General features: G+C 48.0%; 22 protein-coding genes. 2 read left to right on the plus strand and 20 right to left on the minus strand.

The features are described from left to right. Window positions 1-68: 68 nt before the first annotated feature. Complete coding sequence (locus tag DHU66_RS12000) at window positions 69-1,430, plus strand: DEAD/DEAH box helicase (protein ID WP_167836243.1); 1,362 nt, start codon at window positions 69-71, stop codon at window positions 1,428-1,430. On the opposite strand, the gene DHU66_RS03785 is transcribed toward DHU66_RS12000, so the two are convergent. The 6 genes from DHU66_RS03785 to DHU66_RS03810 all read right to left on the minus strand — a co-directional run bounded on the left by DHU66_RS03785 (window position 1,393) and on the right by DHU66_RS03810 (window position 6,437). Next, complete coding sequence (locus DHU66_RS03785) at window positions 1,393-2,091, minus strand: HAD family hydrolase (RefSeq protein ID WP_167836244.1); 699 nt, start codon at window positions 2,089-2,091, stop codon at window positions 1,393-1,395. The two genes, DHU66_RS12000 and DHU66_RS03785, sit on opposite strands and share 38 nt — an antisense overlap. A gap of 91 nt (window positions 2,092-2,182) precedes the next feature. Continuing rightward, a complete protein-coding gene (locus DHU66_RS03790; protein WP_209451733.1) occupies window positions 2,183-2,845 on the minus strand; it encodes an energy-coupling factor ABC transporter ATP-binding protein in 663 nt (220 codons plus the stop codon). Between the two features lie 10 nt (window positions 2,846-2,855). After that, window positions 2,856-3,554, minus strand: coding sequence for an energy-coupling factor transporter transmembrane component T (locus tag DHU66_RS03795; protein ID WP_167836245.1), 699 nt, complete (start codon window positions 3,552-3,554; stop codon window positions 2,856-2,858). A gap of 4 nt (window positions 3,555-3,558) precedes the next feature. Continuing rightward, window positions 3,559-4,578, minus strand: coding sequence for a cobalt transporter CbiM (gene cbiM / locus DHU66_RS03800; RefSeq protein WP_108774573.1), 1,020 nt, complete (start codon window positions 4,576-4,578; stop codon window positions 3,559-3,561). A 76-nt stretch (window positions 4,579-4,654) separates the two neighbouring features. Further along, entirely contained in the window at window positions 4,655-4,993 is a 339-nt protein-coding gene (locus DHU66_RS03805; RefSeq protein ID WP_108774574.1) for a metal-sensing transcriptional repressor, read from the minus strand. Window positions 4,994-5,126: 133 nt separating this feature from the next. Next, window positions 5,127-6,437, minus strand: coding sequence for a phenylacetate--CoA ligase family protein (locus DHU66_RS03810; RefSeq protein WP_108774575.1), 1,311 nt, complete (start codon window positions 6,435-6,437; stop codon window positions 5,127-5,129). Window positions 6,438-6,611: 174 nt separating this feature from the next. Between DHU66_RS03810 and DHU66_RS03815 the strand changes: the two genes are divergently transcribed. Next, on the plus strand, window positions 6,612-7,850 hold the full coding sequence (locus tag DHU66_RS03815) for a glycerate kinase type-2 family protein (RefSeq protein WP_108774576.1): 1,239 nt from the start codon (window positions 6,612-6,614) through the stop codon (window positions 7,848-7,850). A gap of 759 nt (window positions 7,851-8,609) precedes the next feature. Here DHU66_RS03815 and DHU66_RS03820 read toward each other — a convergent pair. The 14 genes from DHU66_RS03820 to DHU66_RS03885 form a co-directional block, all read right to left on the minus strand. Next, a complete protein-coding gene (locus tag DHU66_RS03820) occupies window positions 8,610-9,011 on the minus strand; it encodes a transposase (protein WP_135358294.1) in 402 nt (133 codons plus the stop codon). Between the two features lie 89 nt (window positions 9,012-9,100). Continuing rightward, window positions 9,101-9,637, minus strand: coding sequence for a hypothetical protein (locus tag DHU66_RS03825; RefSeq protein ID WP_108774578.1), 537 nt, complete (start codon window positions 9,635-9,637; stop codon window positions 9,101-9,103). Continuing rightward, window positions 9,634-10,035: an ATP synthase F1 subunit epsilon gene (gene atpC, locus DHU66_RS03830; RefSeq protein ID WP_108774579.1), complete on the minus strand. Its 402-nt coding sequence runs from the start codon at window positions 10,033-10,035 to the stop codon at window positions 9,634-9,636. Before atpC ends, DHU66_RS03825 begins: the two co-directional genes overlap by 4 nt. After that, window positions 10,032-11,423, minus strand: a complete 1,392-nt coding sequence (gene atpD / locus DHU66_RS03835) for a F0F1 ATP synthase subunit beta (RefSeq protein WP_108774580.1) — start codon at window positions 11,421-11,423, stop codon at window positions 10,032-10,034. Before atpD ends, atpC begins: the two co-directional genes overlap by 4 nt. 17 nt (window positions 11,424-11,440) lie before the next feature. Next, window positions 11,441-12,295 (minus strand): ATP synthase F1 subunit gamma, encoded by an 855-nt coding sequence (atpG, locus tag DHU66_RS03840; RefSeq protein WP_108774581.1) that lies wholly within the window; start codon window positions 12,293-12,295, stop codon window positions 11,441-11,443. Further along, entirely contained in the window at window positions 12,292-13,821 is a 1,530-nt protein-coding gene (gene atpA, locus DHU66_RS03845) for a F0F1 ATP synthase subunit alpha (RefSeq protein WP_108774582.1), read from the minus strand. Before atpA ends, atpG begins: the two co-directional genes overlap by 4 nt. Further along, window positions 13,818-14,363 carry an ATP synthase F1 subunit delta gene (gene atpH, locus DHU66_RS03850; protein ID WP_108774583.1) on the minus strand — a complete coding sequence of 182 codons (546 nt, stop codon included), beginning with the start codon at window positions 14,361-14,363 and terminating at the stop codon, window positions 13,818-13,820. The genes atpA and atpH overlap by 4 nt, the downstream gene beginning before the upstream one ends. Beyond that, on the minus strand, window positions 14,353-14,868 hold the full coding sequence (gene atpF, locus DHU66_RS03855) for a F0F1 ATP synthase subunit B (protein WP_108774584.1): 516 nt from the start codon (window positions 14,866-14,868) through the stop codon (window positions 14,353-14,355). Before atpF ends, atpH begins: the two co-directional genes overlap by 11 nt. Before the next feature lie 14 nt (window positions 14,869-14,882). After that, the gene (locus DHU66_RS03860) at window positions 14,883-15,122 is read right to left on the minus strand and encodes a F0F1 ATP synthase subunit C (protein WP_108774585.1); all 240 of its coding nucleotides are present in this window, start codon (window positions 15,120-15,122) and stop codon (window positions 14,883-14,885) included. A gap of 15 nt (window positions 15,123-15,137) precedes the next feature. Next, entirely contained in the window at window positions 15,138-15,842 is a 705-nt protein-coding gene (locus tag DHU66_RS03865) for a F0F1 ATP synthase subunit A (RefSeq protein WP_108774586.1), read from the minus strand. A 1-nt stretch (window position 15,843) separates the two neighbouring features. After that, entirely contained in the window at window positions 15,844-16,203 is a 360-nt protein-coding gene (locus tag DHU66_RS03870) for a hypothetical protein (protein ID WP_108774587.1), read from the minus strand. Window positions 16,204-16,309: 106 nt separating this feature from the next. Further along, the gene (locus tag DHU66_RS03875) at window positions 16,310-17,203 is read right to left on the minus strand and encodes a ParB/RepB/Spo0J family partition protein (protein WP_108774588.1); all 894 of its coding nucleotides are present in this window, start codon (window positions 17,201-17,203) and stop codon (window positions 16,310-16,312) included. Then, a complete protein-coding gene (locus tag DHU66_RS03880) occupies window positions 17,203-17,985 on the minus strand; it encodes a ParA family protein (RefSeq protein WP_108774589.1) in 783 nt (260 codons plus the stop codon). The genes DHU66_RS03875 and DHU66_RS03880 overlap by 1 nt, the downstream gene beginning before the upstream one ends. Window positions 17,986-17,997: 12 nt before the next feature. Beyond that, window positions 17,998-18,816, minus strand: coding sequence for a ParB/RepB/Spo0J family partition protein (locus DHU66_RS03885; protein ID WP_108774590.1), 819 nt, complete (start codon window positions 18,814-18,816; stop codon window positions 17,998-18,000). Window positions 18,817-18,824: the final 8 nt, after the last annotated feature.

The following is an 18,824-nucleotide window of genomic DNA, read 5'->3' on the forward strand; positions in this document are numbered from 1 at the left end:
CTTTCCGCACAGATTGCACCGCTCACATCGATTTGCATTTTTTCCTGCACAAAGGCTACACTAGAATTATGAGCGATACGATGATTGCAAAAGAAACACTGCAAAAAGCAATGGTGCATTGCGGCATGAAAGACTTGCGGCCGATTCAGCAGAAATGCATTCCGTTATTGAAGCAGGGAAAAAGTCTCTATGTCCAGGCTCATACCGGCGCTGGCAAGACCGCGGCGTATCTGTTGCCTGCATTGGATTGCATCAAGGAAAACAGAGAGACCCAGGTGCTTGTATTGACCCCGACCAGGGAGCTGGCGGTGCAGGTGGAACAGACGGCTCAGCGGCTTTCCCTGTATACACGCATTCATACGGCCTGCCTGATTGGCGGCATGCCGATTGAACAGCAGGAAAATCTCTTGAAACAAGGAGCTGAACTGGTGATTGGCACACCAGGCAGGCTGCTGGATCTGATTCATCAGAACAGGCTGAACCTGAAGCGTGTCACATTGACAATCATTGATGAAGCAGACATGATGGCAGGCACTGGCCAGAGTGAACAGACAAAGCAGATTCTTGAGCAGGTAAAAGGACAGCGTGCTGTGTTTTCCGCGACGCTGCATGAGGATGTCAAATCCTTTCTGCCAGAGCCTTATGAAGAAGTGATTCTGGATGAGGCAAAGCTCAGCCAAAACATCAAAGCCTATGACATCCTTACCCAGAATAAGAAAGAGACACTGTTGGAACTGCTTCACGAAGACGGCATCCAGCAGGCCATTGTATTTGTGAATCATCGTTCGGATGCCAATACAATCTGTGACGTTTTGTCTCATCATGAGATTCTTGCGGCACCGTTTTCTGCCTACTTTGATGAGGCAAAGCGCCTGCATACACTGCATCAGTTTGAACAAGGTGAAATCCGGGTATTGTGTGCGACAGATGCGGCCGCAAGGGGCCTGGATCTCACCAGCATATCCAGAGTCATTCACTATGATCTGCCGGTGGATATGGATACTTTCCTGCACCGCTCTGGCCGCTCCGGCCATCAGGAACAAGCCGGCATGACGATTGCTTTGCTGGATCCGGATGATCAGGACAGTGACATGGGAAAGCAGATCATGGATATCGCAGAACCGTATCAGATCCGGAATCAGGCCGGTGATCTTTCCCGGCCAATTGCAAAAGCAGCAGCAGAAAACGTGGATGCCACGGAAATTTTGTTATCGCTTGGCAAAAAAGATGGGATCCGCATCAAGGATGTGATTGGTGCTTTGTGTGCCAGGATGCCGTTTGAAAAGATCGGCCGGCTGCAGTTGCAGGACCGCTATTGTGCTGTCATCATCTTTCTGCCCAGAGAAAAAGTCCTGCCATTGCTGGAAGGACTGACGATCAAGAAGAAGAAAGTCAAAGTGCAGCTTCGCCAGAAGAGTGTGCTGGCATAAGCTGGATGGTTCCGTAGCTGATCAGCTTGTGGACATCATACAGACTGTCGAGGATGGCACAGGCACGCTGTCTGTCAGTGCCAGTCGGTGCATTGATGCTGGGCACCATGATGACATCAATACCGGCGCGATGGGCAGCTTCAACCCCATAGCATGTGTCTTCCAGCACCAGTGCATCTTCCGGTGCTGTTTTCATTTTGGCAAGCAGTGTCTGATAAATCTCAGGATCAGGCTTTCTCTTTTTCACTTCATCACCGCATACGATGCAGGAAAAATACTGTGTGATCTGCATTTTTGCAAAGCGCTCCACCGTCTTGATGCGGGATGTGGCCGTACCAACTGCCATCGGAATCTTCTTCTCTTTCAGATCGGCAAGCAGCTCCTGGGCACCCGGCATCAAAGACAGATCACGGTCCATCTGCACATCTCCCAGTGCAAAAACATCATCCCGCAGCTTGTCAATCTCATCAGAAGTCAAAGCAGGCAGTTCTTCTCGAAGCATATTCATGACCATATCGCCATTGGTGCCAACCGCTTTATGAAATAATGGCCCAAACGCCGGCACATGATTCCTCTTGCCCACTTCATTCCAGATCTTCTGCCAGATAAATTCCGTATTCAGCAGTAAACCATCCACATCAAAGATCACCAGTTTCTTCATGCCCATCTCCTTCTGTCATTTCAGCCCTGCTATGATAGCAGGTTTTTCATGCAATGCCAGAAAGAACAGCAGAATTCATATTCTGCCTGCATTATTCTTCGGTTCTCTGCGGCAGCTTCAATACGTCATCTGCCAGTTTTTCTATACATGTTTTCTGGTGGTCTGCCAGCAGAATGGTTCTGCCGGCAGCTTTAAGATCCAGCAAAAATGTCTCCAGCTGTTCAATCGTCTTTTGATCAAGAGAGGCAAATGGCTCATCAAGGATCAATACCTCCGGATTCAATGACATAACCGCTGCCAGTGCTGCCCGTTTTTTCTGTCCGCCGCTGAGATGATACGGCGCCTTGTCTGCCAGTGCTTCCAGATGGAACAGTTTCAGACAGTCATTTGTTCTTTCTCTGACATCACGGTCTGACAGTCCCATCTGCCTTGGCCCAAATGCAATCTCATCATACACACTGCCATTGAACAGCATCACATCCGGGTTCTGGAACAGATAGCCGATCCGTTTATGAAACATTTTGGCTTTCTGCTGGTCTTTCAGGTATTTCTGATCAATCTGTACACCATCAAAGAAGTAAGTGCCATCCTGGGGAAAAGACAGGCCGTTGAGAAGCTGGAACAGGGTTGTCTTGCCAGCACCATTGGCGCCTTCCACTGCCAGGCATCTTCCTTTGCCAAGTGAAAAGCTGAGGTGTTCCAGCACCGGCGGTTCATCTTCACTGTATGCAAAGCTAATATCTTTCAGTTCCATCAAGCACATATCACAGTCCATTATAATCGCCTGTAAAGCCGCGGCACTGCATGGCTTCATACATCTGCTGGTTCATTTCTGATCCGCGCACAAATGTGATGCCCATGACGCCGCCAATGGAATTGTACTTCTTCTGATTTTTGCCCACCGAGCGAAGCTGCACAGAAGTCAGCAGATCATTGATCAGGCTACCCAGCAGAACAATGTATTTCAGGGTGAGATCAAGCGTGAAGATGAAGACGGCAGGCAGATGGAGCTTTCGCAGTGCTGTGGTGATGTGATTCCATTGGGTTGTGTGATTATAGATCCCAAGTGCACTGACACAGAGAAACACTTTGGAAATGATGAAAAGATCGTTGGGGATCAGGGTTGGACGCATCAGCATTGCCGGCAGCAAGAGCAAGCATGCAAGCAGCGATGCCCTGCTGCTGGCTTTGACAACAGGCAGGATATCTTTTGCAGGCCATGTGCAAAGATATCCAAGGATCATGGCAGCACATGCCATGAGCAGGATTCTGCTTCGAGCAATGGACACGGACAGGATCAGGATCAACAGCAGGCACAGTTTGAAAACAGGCGGCAGTGTCCGCCCTTTTTCATGGCCATGCTGAACACGGATCTGTGCCATGGCACAGCCAATGGTTTTGATCGTAGAAAGAGCGAAACGGCTGCCATCCTTTTCCGGATGGTAATCATCTTCTTTCTGCATCCATTCAGGCAGCATACTTTTCCTTTTTCTTCACAGGAATGGAAAGCAGTTTGAAAAAGATAATCAGCAAAGCTGTTCCTATGATGGCAGACAGGATATAGCCGATGATCTCATTGAAGCCGGAAACTGCATAATCCGGCAGTAAGGCCTGTAATGTCCACCCTTTTGATAACCCCTGCGGTGTATAACCGAGTGTTTTTCCATTTGTGACAATTGCTGAGATCTCATCTGCACCCCATTCTCCCCATGCTGTTCCCTGGGCAAGAAGACCCAATGGTGATGCCGCAATTAAAATGGCAGTCAGAGCAAACAGTGGCACATGAGATTTTGTGTGTGTCTTTGTGGCATCACCGTACAGCAGATCCGGTGATGTCTTTCTGACAAAGGCCAGAATTGCAATTGTAAAAGCAGCTTCCACAATGCCTGCAGCAAGCAGATGGGGAATCATCATAGCCGGGATGGAAACGGAAAGACCATAGGGACAATACAGAGCGTTGCCGGCTGCGTCATGAAACAGGATGGGCTGGATGCCGAATTCGATGGCTGTGCATAATGCCGCAAGATTGATGCCTGCATAGGAACCAATCGCAGCAGCGGCATAGCTGATGCCATGCCGGTCCTTCTTTCCTGATGCTTTCTGGATCAGCGAATAAATGCCATATCCTGCATAGGGCAGCACAAAGGCCATGTTAAAGCAGTTGGCGCCAAATGATAAAATACCGCCGTCACCAAAGATCACTGCCTGCAGCAACAGAGCAATGGAGATTGCAATGCAGGCCGCATCTGGTCCGAATAAGATTGCAATCAATGTGCCGCCTACGGCATGACCGGTTGTTCCGCCCGGCAGTGGTACATTGAACATCATGCTCAGAAAAGAAAAGGACGCTCCAACCCCAAGCAGCGGCATCTTCTCCTTTGGCAGATCACGATTTACCCTGCGCACAGCATGTACCCACACTGGTACCATTGCTGCCCCCATAACGGCACACGTGGCAGGTGAAAGATAATTCTCCGGAATATGCATTGTATTCTCCCCTTTTTCTGTATGTGCTTACATTGTATGAAAAATGGGAATTACTCACAACCCGGGTGGGGGTTACTTACATGTACTTTGATATTGCCTTCTTAAATTCTTCGATTGCATCTGTATCGCCATCCTCAATCGCATGGGTAATACAGTGTGTCAGATGTTCATTGATGATCTCTTTGCCAAGACTATGCAGAGCAGACTCTACGGCCGCCAGCTGCATCAATACCTCAGAACAATCATCATCATTTTCAATCATCGTTTTCACATGGGTCAAATGCCCGCTCGCCTTGGCAAGACGATTCAGCTGCTTTTTCTTTTCTTCAGGTGAATGATAGTGCCCATGAACGTGTGCATGTCCCACAGTCACATCACCAGGAATTCCAACATTATCTTTCTGTACCTTATTCATATCTATAACTTTATACGATAATCCACATTTTCCGCATCCATCAGAACACAATGATTGTCCCAAATACACGGAATATTCAAGAATACCTGAAAGCATGAAAAAGCAGAATCCTGATATCTTTTCAGATTCTGCCTCATCTGCTGCGATTTACAATCATGGCCGTCTTGCCTGATACCGGATTCCGATATAACTGTTCCGGAAATACAGTTCGAATTCTGATGTTGCGCATCTTTTTCTCTGCCAGCATTTCTCCAACCTGTTTTCTTACTTCCGCCTGTACTTTCTGATGATCCTGATCTGTCAGACAATACACGGTCAGTTCCTCTTTTCCTGTCTTTTCATACTGATAGGCAGATACGCCTTCCACATATAAATCATCCAGCAGCAGTGGATGCAGGAAATCAGGCTTTCCTTCTTCATTGTCATACCAGAGAGTATCCTCCACACGTCCGGCAATGCCATCAATATGCGTAAACGGCAATACGCCGTCGTAGCCTTTATCAAAGCCGGTCATGATGTCATTCATGCGGTAGCGAATCAAAGGAAATTCCGGATTGTGCAGGGTTGTCAGAATCAGTCTGTGCATGGAATCTTCCTCGACATAGTTGAGATCATCAAACAAATACATGCCTTCATACCAGCTGCCGCCGGCACCAATCAGGATGGATTCAGAGCTGCCGTAGTAATTGATCACATCCGCATGGAATGTATCACACAGAGCCTGCATCTGTTCTTTCGTGACTGGTTCACCGCCGATGATGATTTTCTTCGGGGCAAGATGAATCCTGCCCTCTTTCTGCAGTTTCAATAGAATCGCCACACAGGATGGATAGCCGGAAAGAAACTGCGGCTGGAAAGCACCGATCTTACTGACCCATTCGTCCAAAGGATCAGAAGCTTTCACCACAATGCAGTTCACATGATATTTCTTCAACCCGCTTGTTAACAATAGCGTACTGGCATAACCGGAGCCAACCGATGCCGCATGGATGTTTTTGATCGGCAGATCAGGCCAGGCAATCCGGTTCATGCCGCCTCTGTTGACCAGTCTGACAAAGTTTGCCTCAATTGCCGTCATCATTCCACGTCCATAAACAAACGGCGTCGGTATTCCCGTAGAACCAGAAGAATGAATCACCATGGCGCCATGGGACGCCTTCCAGCCATCTGCTGTATGATGGACTGGAACAGTGGCAATTTCTTCAAAATGATCGATCACATCCTGCTTTGCCATCACTGGCACATCGACTGGTGCAATCTCAAAAAGATCATCTCTTTTCAGTCCCGCTCTGCTGTACAGATCATGATAAAACGCTGAATGATCATAGGCATGCACAAGCACATGATGAAAACCATCCAGACTCTTCTGCTGGATCTCTTCCCGTGAAAGCAGCGAATTCTGCCAGTATCTCCGGCTTTCTATGACAAGTGTAAGTAATGACATCTCATCCACAGTATATCAGTACACCGATACTTCAATTTGATCATTTTGATGAATTTGATCAAATTGGAGACGATTATGATCAAATTAATCCTCTTCAAAATCATGCATGCAATTTCATCGTGTTTTTACCTGCCGCAAACACTGGTGTCATACAATAGAAATGAGGACTGTACGATGAGAACAATACAAGAAGATGCACAGCAGATTATGAAGAAAGCACTGCAGGATGCCCAGCCTGATCAGGCCGTCATTTCTGCCTTGAAGAAGATGCCGGAAGTAACAGGAAAAATTGTGCTTGTGGCAATTGGCAAAGCCGCCTGGACGATGGCAGATGCAGTCGCAAAGCAGCTTGGTGACAGGCTGTACAAAGGTGTCTGTATCACCAAGTACGGCCATGTCAAAGGCGATATCCCCCATGTCAAATGTCTGGAAGCAAGCCACCCTGTGCCTGATCAGAACAGTATCTTTGCCACAAAGAAGGCCGAGAAGCTGGTTTCTGATTTATCGTCGGATGATCTTGTCATCTTCTGTATCTCCGGCGGCGGCAGTGCCCTGTTTGAGGATCCGATCATTCCCCTTCCTGAACTGCAGAATATCACCAGCCAGCTGCTTGCCTGTGGAGCAGATATCCAGGAAATCAATATCATCCGCAAGCACCTGTCCGGTGTGAAGGCAGGCAGATTCGGCCAGCTGTGCCAGCCAGCCCATGTGTACGCGATTATTCTGTCTGATATTATTGGCGATCCGCTGGATGCCATTGCGTCCGGTCCGGCCGCCGTGGATCCCCATACCTGCCAGGATGCGATGGCAATTGTAAGCAAATACCATCTCACCCTGTCTGATGATGCAATTGCAGCATTGCAGGAAGAAACACCCAAAGCGTTATGGAATGTGGAAAGCATCGTCACTGGCAGTGTGAAACAACTGTGTCAAAGTGCTGAGGAGGAATGCAAAAGACTTGGTTATACGCCCATCTATCTGACATCTTCTTTGGACTGTGAAGCCAGGGAAGCAGGAAGGTTCCTGTCGGCAATTGCCCGTGATCATCAGGGCAGCCCGATTTCACTGGCATATGTTCTGGGTGGCGAAACCGTTGTGCATCTGACTGGCAGCGGTATGGGTGGCAGAAACCAGGAGCTGGCTTTATCAGCAAGTGAAGGCTTGTCCGGATATCATGACACATGTCTTTTTTCCATTGGTTCAGATGGCACGGATGGGCCAAGTGATGCGGCTGGGGGTATGGTGGATGAACATACGGCACAACTGCTGCAGGAGAAAGGCTTTTCCATTCCTGCCATTCTTTCTGATAATGACAGCTATCATGCCTTACAGGCTGCGGGTGCTCTGGTCAAAACAGGTCCTACCGGCACCAATGTCAATGATCTGACTGTACTTTTAATCAAGCGCAGGTAAAGATATTACTTTTTGCGGCAGCAGTTGATGCAGAACATGATCATCGATAAGAAATATGACTTTGAGGGCTCATGTGTCTGTGCCATTTTCAACTGATTTTTCCTTTTGCAATGTGCAAATGTATACACGCTGTGGCGGATAGTGACAATTCTTTCCCGTATAATGATTTCAGGAGGAATATTTGCTTTTATGGTAAAGGAAAATCCATTAAAGAATATTGTCAGGCTGCAGAAAGCAGGCAAATCAGTCAAACAGACGAATCTGCAAATAATTATAAAGATAGGAGGATGGGTGCTTCTTCCTGGCAATGAATTGCCAGGTATCCGTGCCTGAAATTATCAATGAATATATTAATTTCTATGAATCTTCTCCTTATAGCAGACATCTTGCAGGTCCATACAACAGTGGATGGTGGGATCCTATAAGGTCGTAATATTATGAAAAAACTTTTCTGGTGGAATTTGACAAAGGAGGAAAAATATCATCGTTTTCTGTGGTCAATCCCGATTTGGGTGGCTGCGGTTATTACTGTCTGTATAAAATCTCCTTATCCACACAATCTGATTGAATTAGTTCTTTTAGGAGATACATTGTATTCATCATTTAAATTATATGCACCCCCAAAAAAGTCTAAAAATCGTTTAGACAAAATGTAAAGTCCTCCTTTACTTATCAGATGATCTCCGTAAGCAGTACAGAGCTTTTACCTGTTGCGGAGGTCATTTTATGTTTGAGAGAAAATATTCAGATGAGCGGAATTCATGATGCTGTAAAGAAAAGATTAGTATTGTTAGCGTCGGGAGAAAGTAACCACTCAGTTGCCATGAAGACGTACTTTGATCCCTTCAGAAGTGTTTCTGCTTCGGTTTTGCCTTCTGAGATCTGTCTCTCCTGTTCATCTTTGTGCACTTCAGAGACTTCCTTGTCATTTGAATTTTTAACGATATGACAATGATCGAATATGATCTTCACTTCCGGATCCTTGTCTTTAAAAGCTTCTTTGTAATCGCTGTTTCTGTCACGGGCAACCGCCTTTACGTGGCGTATCCAGTCATCTTTGACAAATTCCATGAACTCATATACCGTCTGCTTCTTCTCATTCACCTGATACAGAACACAGCCTTTCATCGGGTCGATGATAACACTCGCATACTTATGCACTTTGTTAGCAGAAACTCGTCGATTCCGATGAATTCTGAATGCCTGGCAACCAGAAAAAGCACCAGCCAATACGTATCAGCTGGTGTTCTTCATTCACTCTTTAATTCCTGCAGGGTTCCATTTCCCTTTGGTGCAATCCCATCAATGGTAATTTCTTTGTTTCTTTTCTTCAGGAAAGCCGCAAGCCTTTCCGCCTGCAGTTTGTTATCGACAGTGAATGTAATACTTTCACTGCCCTGCAGTGTTACCTGCATGGTTTCTTTCTTGCCCGGCTTGATCTGCACCTTTGTCCATCCGGTGGATGGATATTCTTTCACCTTGATCTTATCTGTGCAAAGAAGAATTCTGTCTTCCAGGAAGAAGGATTTGCCAAGCATAGCTCCTTCATCATAATACTGATCCGCATGTTTCACCTGGTGCAGACTTCTTGTTGTGGAAGCTTTTTTGATCTCAGTCAGAATGATCTGGATGATCAATGTGATGCCAGTGATCACGCCCAGATACCAGTATGTTTTAGTGCCGGTATGAAAGGTCAGATAGGCAAACAGGAAGACAAGTAGTGCATTGATGGTCTGGCGCAATGCTGCTTTTAACGAAATGACAGACTTATAGTATCTTCTGATCATTTGATATGTTTGAGCTCCAGACGGTTAAGTGCCTTGGCGAGTGCTGCCTGGGCACGCTTCATGTCGATGTTAGGATCCTTGGAGGCAAGCCGCTCTTCTGCTCTTTTCTTAGCAGCTTCGGCTCTGTCTACATTGATTTCATCCTTGCTTTCGATTGCATCGGTCAGAATCTCAGCCGTGTTGTCACGGAAGTACAGAAGCCCTCCGGCCACGGCATATTCTTCTCTTCTGCCATTTTCCACCGTCGACATCTTACCAATCTTCAGCATTGTCACCAGCGGCATATGATGGGCAAGGATGCCCTGATCACCATCATTTGTCTGCACATTGAGAATCTCTGTATCAAATTCCTTGTACAGACCATGCGGGGTGACAATCCTCACGTGCAGCGTACTCATTTCAGACTCTCTGCCTTCCTGACGACATCTTCAATGGTGCCTACAGACAGGAAAGCCTGTTCAGGCAGATCATCGTACTTGCCATCAAGAATCGCTCTGACGGAACGAATCGTATCTTCAACCTTGACATAGACACCCGGCAGGCCGGAGAACTGTTCGGCAACATAGAACGGCTGTGACAGGAAGTTACGGATTCTTCTTGCCCGGTTGACGGTACGCTTGTCTTCTTCACCAAGTTCTTCCATGCCAAGGATGGCAATGATATCCTGCAGTTCCTTGTATCTCTGCAGAATCTCAACAACCTTTCTGGCTGTCTCATAATGCTCTTCACCAACTACCAGCGGATCCAGCATTCTGGAACTGGACTGCAGCGGATCTACGGCCGGGTAAATACCCAGTGCAGCAATGGAACGATCCAGAACGAGTCTGGCATCCAGATGGGTGAAAGTAGCAGCCGGCGCAGGGTCGGTCAGGTCATCGGCAGGCACATAGACACACTGTACGGATGTAATGGATCCTTTGTCGGTCGATGTGATACGTTCCTGCAGCTGGCCCATTTCGGTTGCCAGGGTTGGCTGATAGCCAACGGCTGAAGGCATTCTGCCAAGCAGAGCAGATACTTCCGAGCCAGCCTGGGTGAAACGGAAGATGTTATCGATGAACAGAAGCACATCCTGATGTTCTTCATCACGGAAGTACTCTGCCATGGTCAGTGCACTCAGAGCAACACGCATACGGGCACCCGGAGATTCATTCATCTGGCCATAGACAAGCACGGTGTTCTTCAAGACGCCGGACTGCTTCATCTCATAGTACATGTCATTGCCTTCACGGGTTCTTTCACCAACACCGGCAACGACGGAACGGCCGCCGTGCTCGATCGCAATGTTATGAATCAGCTCCTGTTCCAATACGGTCTTGCCGACACCGGCACCGCCGAACAGACCGATCTTACCGCCTTTGGCATACGGGCACAGCAGGTCAATGACCTTGATGCCGGTTTCCAGAATTTCACTGGATGTCTGCTGCTGGGCAAAGGTCGGGGCAGGACGGTGGATCGGCAGATGCTCTTTGGCATTGATCGGTCCCAGACCATCAATCGGTTCACCAAGGACGTTGAACATTCTGCCCAGTACTTCATCACCTACCGGCACTTCGATTGGATTGCCGGTATCAATGCATTCCATGCCGCGGACAAGGCCGTCGGTGGAAGACATGGCAATACAGCGGACGATATCATCGCCGATATGCTGGGCTGCTTCACAGGTCATTTCCTTATCACCCATCTTGATATGAATTGCATTGCGGATGGAAGGCAAATGATCCGGATGAAAGCGAATATCTACGACAGGTCCGATGACCTGTACGATTTTTCCAGTATTTTCCATCTTTTCCTTCTTTCTTGTCAGACGGCCTGTGATCCGCTGACGATTTCAGTAATCTCCTGCGTGATCGCCGCCTGTCTTGCCTTGTTGTAAGCCAGCAGCAGCTTGTCAGAAAGATCATTCGCATTGTCTGTTGCCGTCTTCATGGCAACCCTGCGGCTGCCCTGCTCACTGGTTGTACTCTCCATCCAGTCAGAATAGGCAACATCGGCGATCATCATCGGAATCAGTGCATCCAGAATCGTATCCGGATCCGGCTCAAACAATGTTTCGACGTGGTTCTCATTTTCTTTGACCTGCTGGTCTTCCCTGACTTCACATGGCAGCAAGACATCTTCAGCAGGCACAAAAGTCATCGTATTGATGAACTTTGTATAGACAAGCTGAACTTTGCCAACCTTGTTTGCCTGATACTGCTTCACGCCATCTTCGACATAGCCCTTGAGAGTCATGAAATCCATGTGATCACTGGAAATCGGCTTGTCATTGAGCAGATGGAAGCCTTTCTCCTGCAGGATATGGAACAATGAGGTGCCGATCAGGATCATCGGATCTTCTTTGTTCAGATAGGTCTCAACATAGCGGGTAATGTTGCCATTGTAGCCGCCGCAAAGACCAAGGTCAGAGCAGAATACGATGGAGTAGACTGCTTTGGCAGTCCTGGGCTTCATGAACTGATTGTCGATTCCTTTGTTCTTGGTGACAATCTCATTGACGGTGTCCTGCAGGCGCTGGGCATATTCACGATTGCTTTCCATCTTGTTTCTCTGCTTGAAAAGCTTGGCATTGGCAATCATTTCCATGGCCCGGGTAATCTTCTTGGTCGAATTGACCGATTTGATCCGGGACCGCAGGGCCTGTTTGGACTGACTCATGCAGCGACTCCCTTAAGCAGCTGGAAATGCTGCAGGGCTTCATCCATAGCAGCACTCAGCTTTGCATCAAGTTCCTTGCTGATGTCTTCCGTATCCTCGATCTCTTTGACAAGATCGGCATGCTTGTCATGGAAGAATCTGAGCATGGCTTTTTCAAATGCGGCAACCTGATCGGTTGGCACCTGATCCAGCTGACCTTTCCTGGCCGAGTACAGGGACAATACCTGATCTGCCATGGACATCGGCTGATACTGCGGCTGTTTGAGCAGTTCTGTCACTCTGGCACCATGTTCAATGATCTTCTTGGTATTGGCATCCAGATCAGATCCAAACTGGGCAAAGCTCAGCATTTCATGGTACTGGGCCAGATCCAGCTTGAGGGATGAGGATACTTTCTTCATTGCCTTGGTCTGGGCACTGGAACCGACACGGGATACGGACAGGCCGGAATCAACGGCCGGTCTGACACCGGAAGCGAACAAATCTGTCTGCAGGAAGATCTGACCATCGGTGATGGAAATCACGTTGGTCGGAATGTAGGCAGAGATATCACCTGCCTGGGTTTCGATGATCGGCAGTGCCGTCAAAGAACCGCCGCCCAGGGCATCCGAGAGCTTGGCAGCTCTTTCCAACAGTCTGCTGTGCAGGTAGAAGACATCACCAGGATAGGCTTCTCTTCCCGGAGGACGTCTGAGCAGTAAGGACATCGTACGGTAGGCAACTGCATGCTTGGAGAGGTCATCATAGACGATCAGGACATCCTTGCCCTGTTCCATCCATTCCTCACCAATGGCACAGCCTGCATATGGTGCAATGTACTGTAGCGGTGCACTTTCAGCAGCACCTGCGTTAACGACAACTGTGTAGTCCATGGCACCGGTCTCACGCAGTTTCTGTACCATACGGGCTACGGTGCTTTCCTTCTGGCCGATCGCGACATAGATACAGTAAACGTTCTTGCCCTTCTGGTTGATGATGGTATCAACTGCAATGGCAGTCTTACCGGTTTCACGATCACCAATGATCAATTCACGCTGGCCTTTGCCAATCGGAATCATGGAATCAATAATTTTAAGACCTGTCATCAGCGGCTGGCAGACAGATTTTCTGGTCATGACGCCAGGAGCGACTCTTTCTACCGGACGGGTCTTGGTTGTGTTGATGGGACCTTTGTTATCAATAGGCATGCCAAGGGCATTGACGACTCTGCCCAGCATGGCATCACCGACCGGTACTTCTGTAATTCTGCCGGTGCGGCGTACTTCATCACCTTCATGAATCAGGGAATCATCGCCAAACAAGACGACACCGATATGGTCTTCTTCGAGGTTCTGTACCATACCCATGACGCCATGCGGGAATTCCAGCAGTTCGGATGACATAGCTTTATCGATACCCTGGACCATGGCAATGCCATCACCGACACTGATGACATAGCCAACATCATCGGAATGAATGCGGCTGTCATAGTTCTTGATGGAATCCTTGATCAGGGAACTGATCTCTTCCGGACGCAGCTGTTTCATGCGTTGCCTCCTTTCAGTAATGCTTGTCTGAGATTTTCAATCTGGCTCTTCATGGTGATATCCGTCACGGTATTGCCAACTTTGACTTTGATGCCGGCAATCAGGGATGGATCCACAATGTTGCGCAGAATAATCTTCTTGTTTTGTTTTTTACCAATGGCATCTGCGATGCGCTGCAGGTCTTCTTTGCTCAGTTTGCGGGCCGAGTAAACTTCTGCTTTCTGGATGCCGAGTTTCTCGTCGGCAAGACCGATATACACACGCAGAATATCCTTGAGATACCAGGTACGATCGCGGTCGACAAGCAGCCTGATCAGGTTGATCATGTCCTTGTCCAGTGTATCTTTGAAGATTTCCACAACCGTATCTTTCTTTTCTTCGTTCGTAACTTTGACAGCCTGCAGGAATAAAAGCAGTTCATCACTCTGTTCTAATGTATCAAGAAGTGTTTCTGCCTGTTCCTTCTTGCTTTCAACGGTATTGTCTTCACATGCCAGCTCGAACAGACCTGTGCCGTATCTTTCAGCGACTTCACTGCTCATTGCCGGCTGCTTCCTTTACAAAAGCGTCAACGGCTTTGCGGTCCATTTCCTCATTGCTCTTTTCACCAATGAGCTTGCCGGCTGCGGCCATCGCCACATCGACCATTTCTTTCTGCATGGACCTGTACATATCCTGACGCTCGGATTCAATCTGTTCCTGGGCCTTCTTTCTGACCGCATCAGCTTCCTGATTTGCCTGTGCAAGGATGTTTGTCTTTTCATCCTTGGCCTGCTGTACGGCAGCGTCCACAATCTGCTTGCTGCGGGAAGAAGCTTCCTGGAGTTCGCTCAATGCCTTCTGGCGGTCGCCAAGGGCATCCTGTTTTGCCTGAGCAGATGCAGCCAGATCTGACTGCATCTTCTCTTCCCGGGCATTCATGAATTTCTTGACGGACTTCCACAGGAATTTCTTCATGAGTAAAAACAGAACGAGTGTGGAGCAGAGCTGAACGATCATCGTGTAAACGTTTGGAACAAGCTGTTCAACGATGTCGATATTAATCATTGATCAGCCTCTTATTAAAGATTCGGATAGACAAACATCAGCAGGATGGCAACCAGAAGACCATAGATGGCACATGTCTCAGAAAGAGCAATACCAAGGATCATCGTGGAACGGATCTTGCTTTCGACTTCCGGATTCTTGCCGATGGCATCGCAGGCATGAGCTGCGCAGGTACCTTCACCAAGACCAGTCATCATACCTGTCATAACTGCCAGGCCGGCGCCGATTGCGATTAAACCTTTGTTGATATCCATATTTTTTTCTCCTTTTTATTTCTTGATATCTTCAGGAATATCATTCCCGATCAGAACTACTGTTAATGTGACGAAGACGAGTGTCTGGATGAATCCAGAGAACAGATCGAAGTATGCATGCAGCAATGGAGCCAGAATCGGCGCCATGAAATTGAATACGGTTCCTGACTTGGTGATCCAGCCCAGCAACAGGTTGGACAGTGACTGGCAGGCGTTGTATACCAGCTGCATCATGATGCCGCCGCACAGAATGTTTCCAAACAGACGCAGCGACATGGAGATCATGGTAGAGAATTTGCCGAAGATGTTCATTGGCAGCATGACGGCAATCGGTTCAATGAAGCTGTGCATGTAGCCTTTGAAGCCGCCGTATTTGAGCTCCACATACTGGATCATAACCCAGGTAATGATGGCCAGCAGCAGGGTCACGGACAGATTCGCAGTTGGTGATGAAATACCGAACAGCGAGATGATATTGGCAAGGAAGATATATGTCCACAGGACAAGAATATACGGTACATAGTGGTCTGCCAGCTTTCTGCCGGTGTTGTCACTGACCGTGTTGTAAACTGCCTGGACGCCAAGGATAACCGCGCCGGTAAAGCCTTTGGGCTTTGCATAGGGATCAAGCTTGTCAATCTTCTTTGAAATCAGGACAATACTGATGCCAATGATCAGGGTAATGAGGATGATCGTATAGACATCCGATTGAATTTTCATTCTAAGATCGTGCTTCCTCCTTTCCTTTTGGCAGCAGTACTTCCACGGTGACCGTGATCTTGATCATCAGTAAGCCGAGTGCCGCTGCGAAGATATTCATGATCTGCGGGAACAGTGCTGCCAGCACCATCGGCAGTGCCATCAGAAGAAAATTGATGGCGAAATGAAACATGTAGCGGCTGCCTTTGGTCGTACCACTGTCAAGGATATCGCTCCAGTAGGTATCTGTGCGGTAATACAGCAGAATGCACATTGCCGTTCCCGCAAGAAAACCTGTTGTCCACCGCCAGTTAAATACTGCGGTGACCAGCGATATCAGAATCGTCAAAATCCTGAAAAGCTTCCACGAATTCGTACACATCGTATCACTCCTTTCGGATATGAACCATACTTATAATTTTAGTGGAATTCATCTGTAAAAAAAACACATTTCCTGTATATCATAGACAGAAAATGTGCTTTGTTTGTTAATCCTGCTCTGATTCATCCAGACAGCCAAGCATTTCCAGCAGACGATTGAGATCATCAGTATCACTGAAACTGATCCTGATATCGTGCCTGCCGATTTCTACCCGGGTGCCATACTTATCACTCATGCGGGTTTCCAGATCCCTCGTATACGGATCTTTTTCCTTCTCTTTCTTCAAAGCCGGCTGATCCTGGGCATTGAGCTGCTTGACATATTTTTCAACTTCACGCACCGACATCTTCTTTTTCAGAATTTCATCGGCCGCATCTTCCATCGCATCTTCATCCTTTAAGCTGAGCAATGGGCGGACGTGCCCCATCGTCAGTTTCTTTGCGACGACCAGATCCTTGATGGAATCAGGAAGTTTCAGCAGACGCATCATATTGGCGCAGTACTCACGGCTCTTACCGACCCGCTCGGCAAGCTTTTCCTGCGTATAGCCAAGCTTTTTGACCAGGGCTTCATAGCCAAGGGCTTCTTCGATCGGATTGAGATTTTCACGCTGCACGTTTTCCAGCAGCGCGATTTCCATCATCTCTGAATCATCGAAATCTACCTGAATGGCTGGCACTTTATCCAGGCCTGCCATCTTGGCTGCACGCAGTCTTCTTTCACCGGTGATCAGGTCATAGCCCATGACAGACTTTCTGACTAACAGCGGTGTAAAGATGCCATGTTCCTTGATGGAGTCAGCCAGTTCCTGCAGTCCTTTTTCATCAAACTCTTTACGAGGCTGATATGGGTTCGGCCTGATTTCATTGATATTGATCTGTACTTCCCGGCGGCCTGGTTCATCATTGGCATTTTCCTGGATCTCGTCCAGGAATTGTTCCACATTGCCGCCAAAGATGGAATCAAGTCCTCTGCCGAGTTTCTTTTTCTTCTCTGCCATTATTTTCTGCCGTCCTTTGCATTCTGTGTAATGACTTCCTTGACAAGCTGTGCATAAGACTTGGCGCCATCACATCTGGTGTCATATTCAAAGATCGACTTTTCCATGGATGGTGCTTCCGACAGCCTGACATTGCGTGGAATCACGATATGGTACACCTTTTCTTTAAAGTATTTGCGCACTTCCTGCTGGATTTCGACTGACAGTCTGGTACGCACATCAAACATCGTCAGTAATACGCCCTCGATCGACAGATGCGGGTTCCAGAGCTTCTGGACAAGGCGGATCGTGCTTAACAGCTGGGTCAGTCCTTCCAGGGCAAAATATTCACACTGTACCGGGATCATGACAGAATCAGCAGCAGTCAGTGCGTTTGTATTCAAAAGGCCCAGTGCCGGCGGGCAGTCGATGATGATGAAATCATACTTGTCGCGGGCTGGTTCCAGGCGCTTCTTGAGAAGCTGTTCCTTGCCGACTTCATAGGAGCTCATCTCTACATCGGCACCAGCCAGATCGATCGTGCTGGGCAGAACATCCAGCGGCGGCATGGTCAGATGCACAGTGGCTTCTTCCAGGGTATTGTCGCCGGTTAATACATCATAAACGCTTGCATCAAAACCGACTTTGTTGGCACCGATGCCATGGGTGGCATTGCCCTGGGGGTCAAAGTCGACCAACAGTACTTTCTTGTCAAAATATGCCAGACCAGCTGCCAGGTTAATGCTGGTGGTTGTTTTTCCTACGCCGCCCTTCTGGTTGGCAATTGCAATAATTTTTCCCATAACGTTTTTCCCTTAATTTTTAGGGAAACGGACGACCATTCGGATGTCATTGTCTGTTTCCATCTGCTGCACTTCTGCGTCAATGCCCATCTTACGGATCATCTGTACGCACTGATTCACCGAATTGATGGCAAGCTGTGTCTGCCTGGTGAATCCCTTTGTCTTCTGTCTTTTATGTACCTTTTCAGGCTGTGATGCTTTCCTGATGTAGTCTTCGGTTTCCCGCACAGTCAGGCCATGCTTGAGAATCTCGTGGTAAATCTGTTTCTGCTTTTCAGCCGGCGCACTCAGCAGTGCACGGGCATGCCGCTCCGAAATTTTCTGGTCCAGCACGCCTTCCTGAATTTCCTGAGGAAGATTCAGCAGGCGGATCTTGTTGGCAATGGCCGACTGCGATTTGCCGACCCTCTCTGCCATCTGTTCCTGGGTCAGACTGGCCTGCCGCATGATCTGTACATAACTCTTGGCTTCCTCAATCGCACTGAGGTCACGTCTTTGAATGTTCTCTACCAGTGCCATCTGGGCAGCCTGATCTTCACTTGGTGTCAGCAGATAACATGGCACCGTGTCATAGCCGGCCATCTGGCAGGCACGGAATCTTCTCTCACCGGCAATGATCTCATAATGATCTTCTACCTGTCTGACCGTGATCGGCTGAATCAGTCCCTGCTCCTTGATCGACTGTGCAAGTTCCTGCAATGCTTCCTCATCAAACTTCAGTCTTGGCTGATAGCGGGATGCTGCAATCTGCTCCACCGGAATTTGTTTGATTGTCTGCTCACTTTGACGGTCAAAGATATCAAGGATTCCTTTTCTTCCCTTTGTTCGCATACAATCTC

Origin of the sequence: Lactimicrobium massiliense (assembly GCF_900343155.1) — a bacterium.
Taxonomy (GTDB): Bacteria; Bacillota_I; Bacilli_A; order Erysipelotrichales; family Erysipelotrichaceae; genus Bulleidia; species Bulleidia massiliensis.

Coding starts and splice junctions, on each gene's coding strand:
- atpG (WP_108774581.1), bottom strand. CDS start 12,295: ATGAGTCAGTCCAAACAGGCCCTGCGGTCCCGGATCAAATCGGTCAAT.
- atpA (WP_108774582.1), bottom strand. CDS start 13,821: ATGAAACAGCTGCGTCCGGAAGAGATCAGTTCCCTGATCAAGGATTCC.
- DHU66_RS03860 (WP_108774585.1), bottom strand. CDS start 15,122: ATGGATATCAACAAAGGTTTAATCGCAATCGGCGCCGGCCTGGCAGTT.
- atpH (WP_108774583.1), bottom strand. CDS start 14,363: ATGAGCAGTGAAGTCGCTGAAAGATACGGCACAGGTCTGTTCGAGCTG.
- DHU66_RS03785 (WP_167836244.1), bottom strand. CDS start 2,091: ATGAAGAAACTGGTGATCTTTGATGTGGATGGTTTACTGCTGAATACG.
- DHU66_RS12000 (WP_167836243.1), top strand. CDS start 69: ATGAGCGATACGATGATTGCAAAAGAAACACTGCAAAAAGCAATGGTG.
- DHU66_RS03865 (WP_108774586.1), bottom strand. CDS start 15,842: ATGAAAATTCAATCGGATGTCTATACGATCATCCTCATTACCCTGATC.
- DHU66_RS03880 (WP_108774589.1), bottom strand. CDS start 17,985: ATGGGAAAAATTATTGCAATTGCCAACCAGAAGGGCGGCGTAGGAAAA.
- DHU66_RS03870 (WP_108774587.1), bottom strand. CDS start 16,203: ATGTGTACGAATTCGTGGAAGCTTTTCAGGATTTTGACGATTCTGATA.
- DHU66_RS03790 (WP_209451733.1), bottom strand. CDS start 2,845: ATGGAACTGAAAGATATTAGCTTTGCATACAGTGAAGATGAACCGCCG.
- DHU66_RS03810 (WP_108774575.1), bottom strand. CDS start 6,437: ATGTCATTACTTACACTTGTCATAGAAAGCCGGAGATACTGGCAGAAT.
- DHU66_RS03875 (WP_108774588.1), bottom strand. CDS start 17,203: ATGGCAGAGAAGAAAAAGAAACTCGGCAGAGGACTTGATTCCATCTTT.
- DHU66_RS03815 (WP_108774576.1), top strand. CDS start 6,612: ATGAGAACAATACAAGAAGATGCACAGCAGATTATGAAGAAAGCACTG.
- DHU66_RS03825 (WP_108774578.1), bottom strand. CDS start 9,637: ATGATCAGAAGATACTATAAGTCTGTCATTTCGTTAAAAGCAGCATTG.
- DHU66_RS03805 (WP_108774574.1), bottom strand. CDS start 4,993: ATGAATAAGGTACAGAAAGATAATGTTGGAATTCCTGGTGATGTGACT.
- DHU66_RS03885 (WP_108774590.1), bottom strand. CDS start 18,816: ATGCGAACAAAGGGAAGAAAAGGAATCCTTGATATCTTTGACCGTCAA.
- atpF (WP_108774584.1), bottom strand. CDS start 14,868: ATGATTAATATCGACATCGTTGAACAGCTTGTTCCAAACGTTTACACG.
- DHU66_RS03795 (WP_167836245.1), bottom strand. CDS start 3,554: ATGCAGAAAGAAGATGATTACCATCCGGAAAAGGATGGCAGCCGTTTC.
- atpD (WP_108774580.1), bottom strand. CDS start 11,423: ATGGAAAATACTGGAAAAATCGTACAGGTCATCGGACCTGTCGTAGAT.
- atpC (WP_108774579.1), bottom strand. CDS start 10,035: ATGAGTACGCTGCACGTGAGGATTGTCACCCCGCATGGTCTGTACAAG.
- cbiM (WP_108774573.1), bottom strand. CDS start 4,578: ATGCATATTCCGGAGAATTATCTTTCACCTGCCACGTGTGCCGTTATG.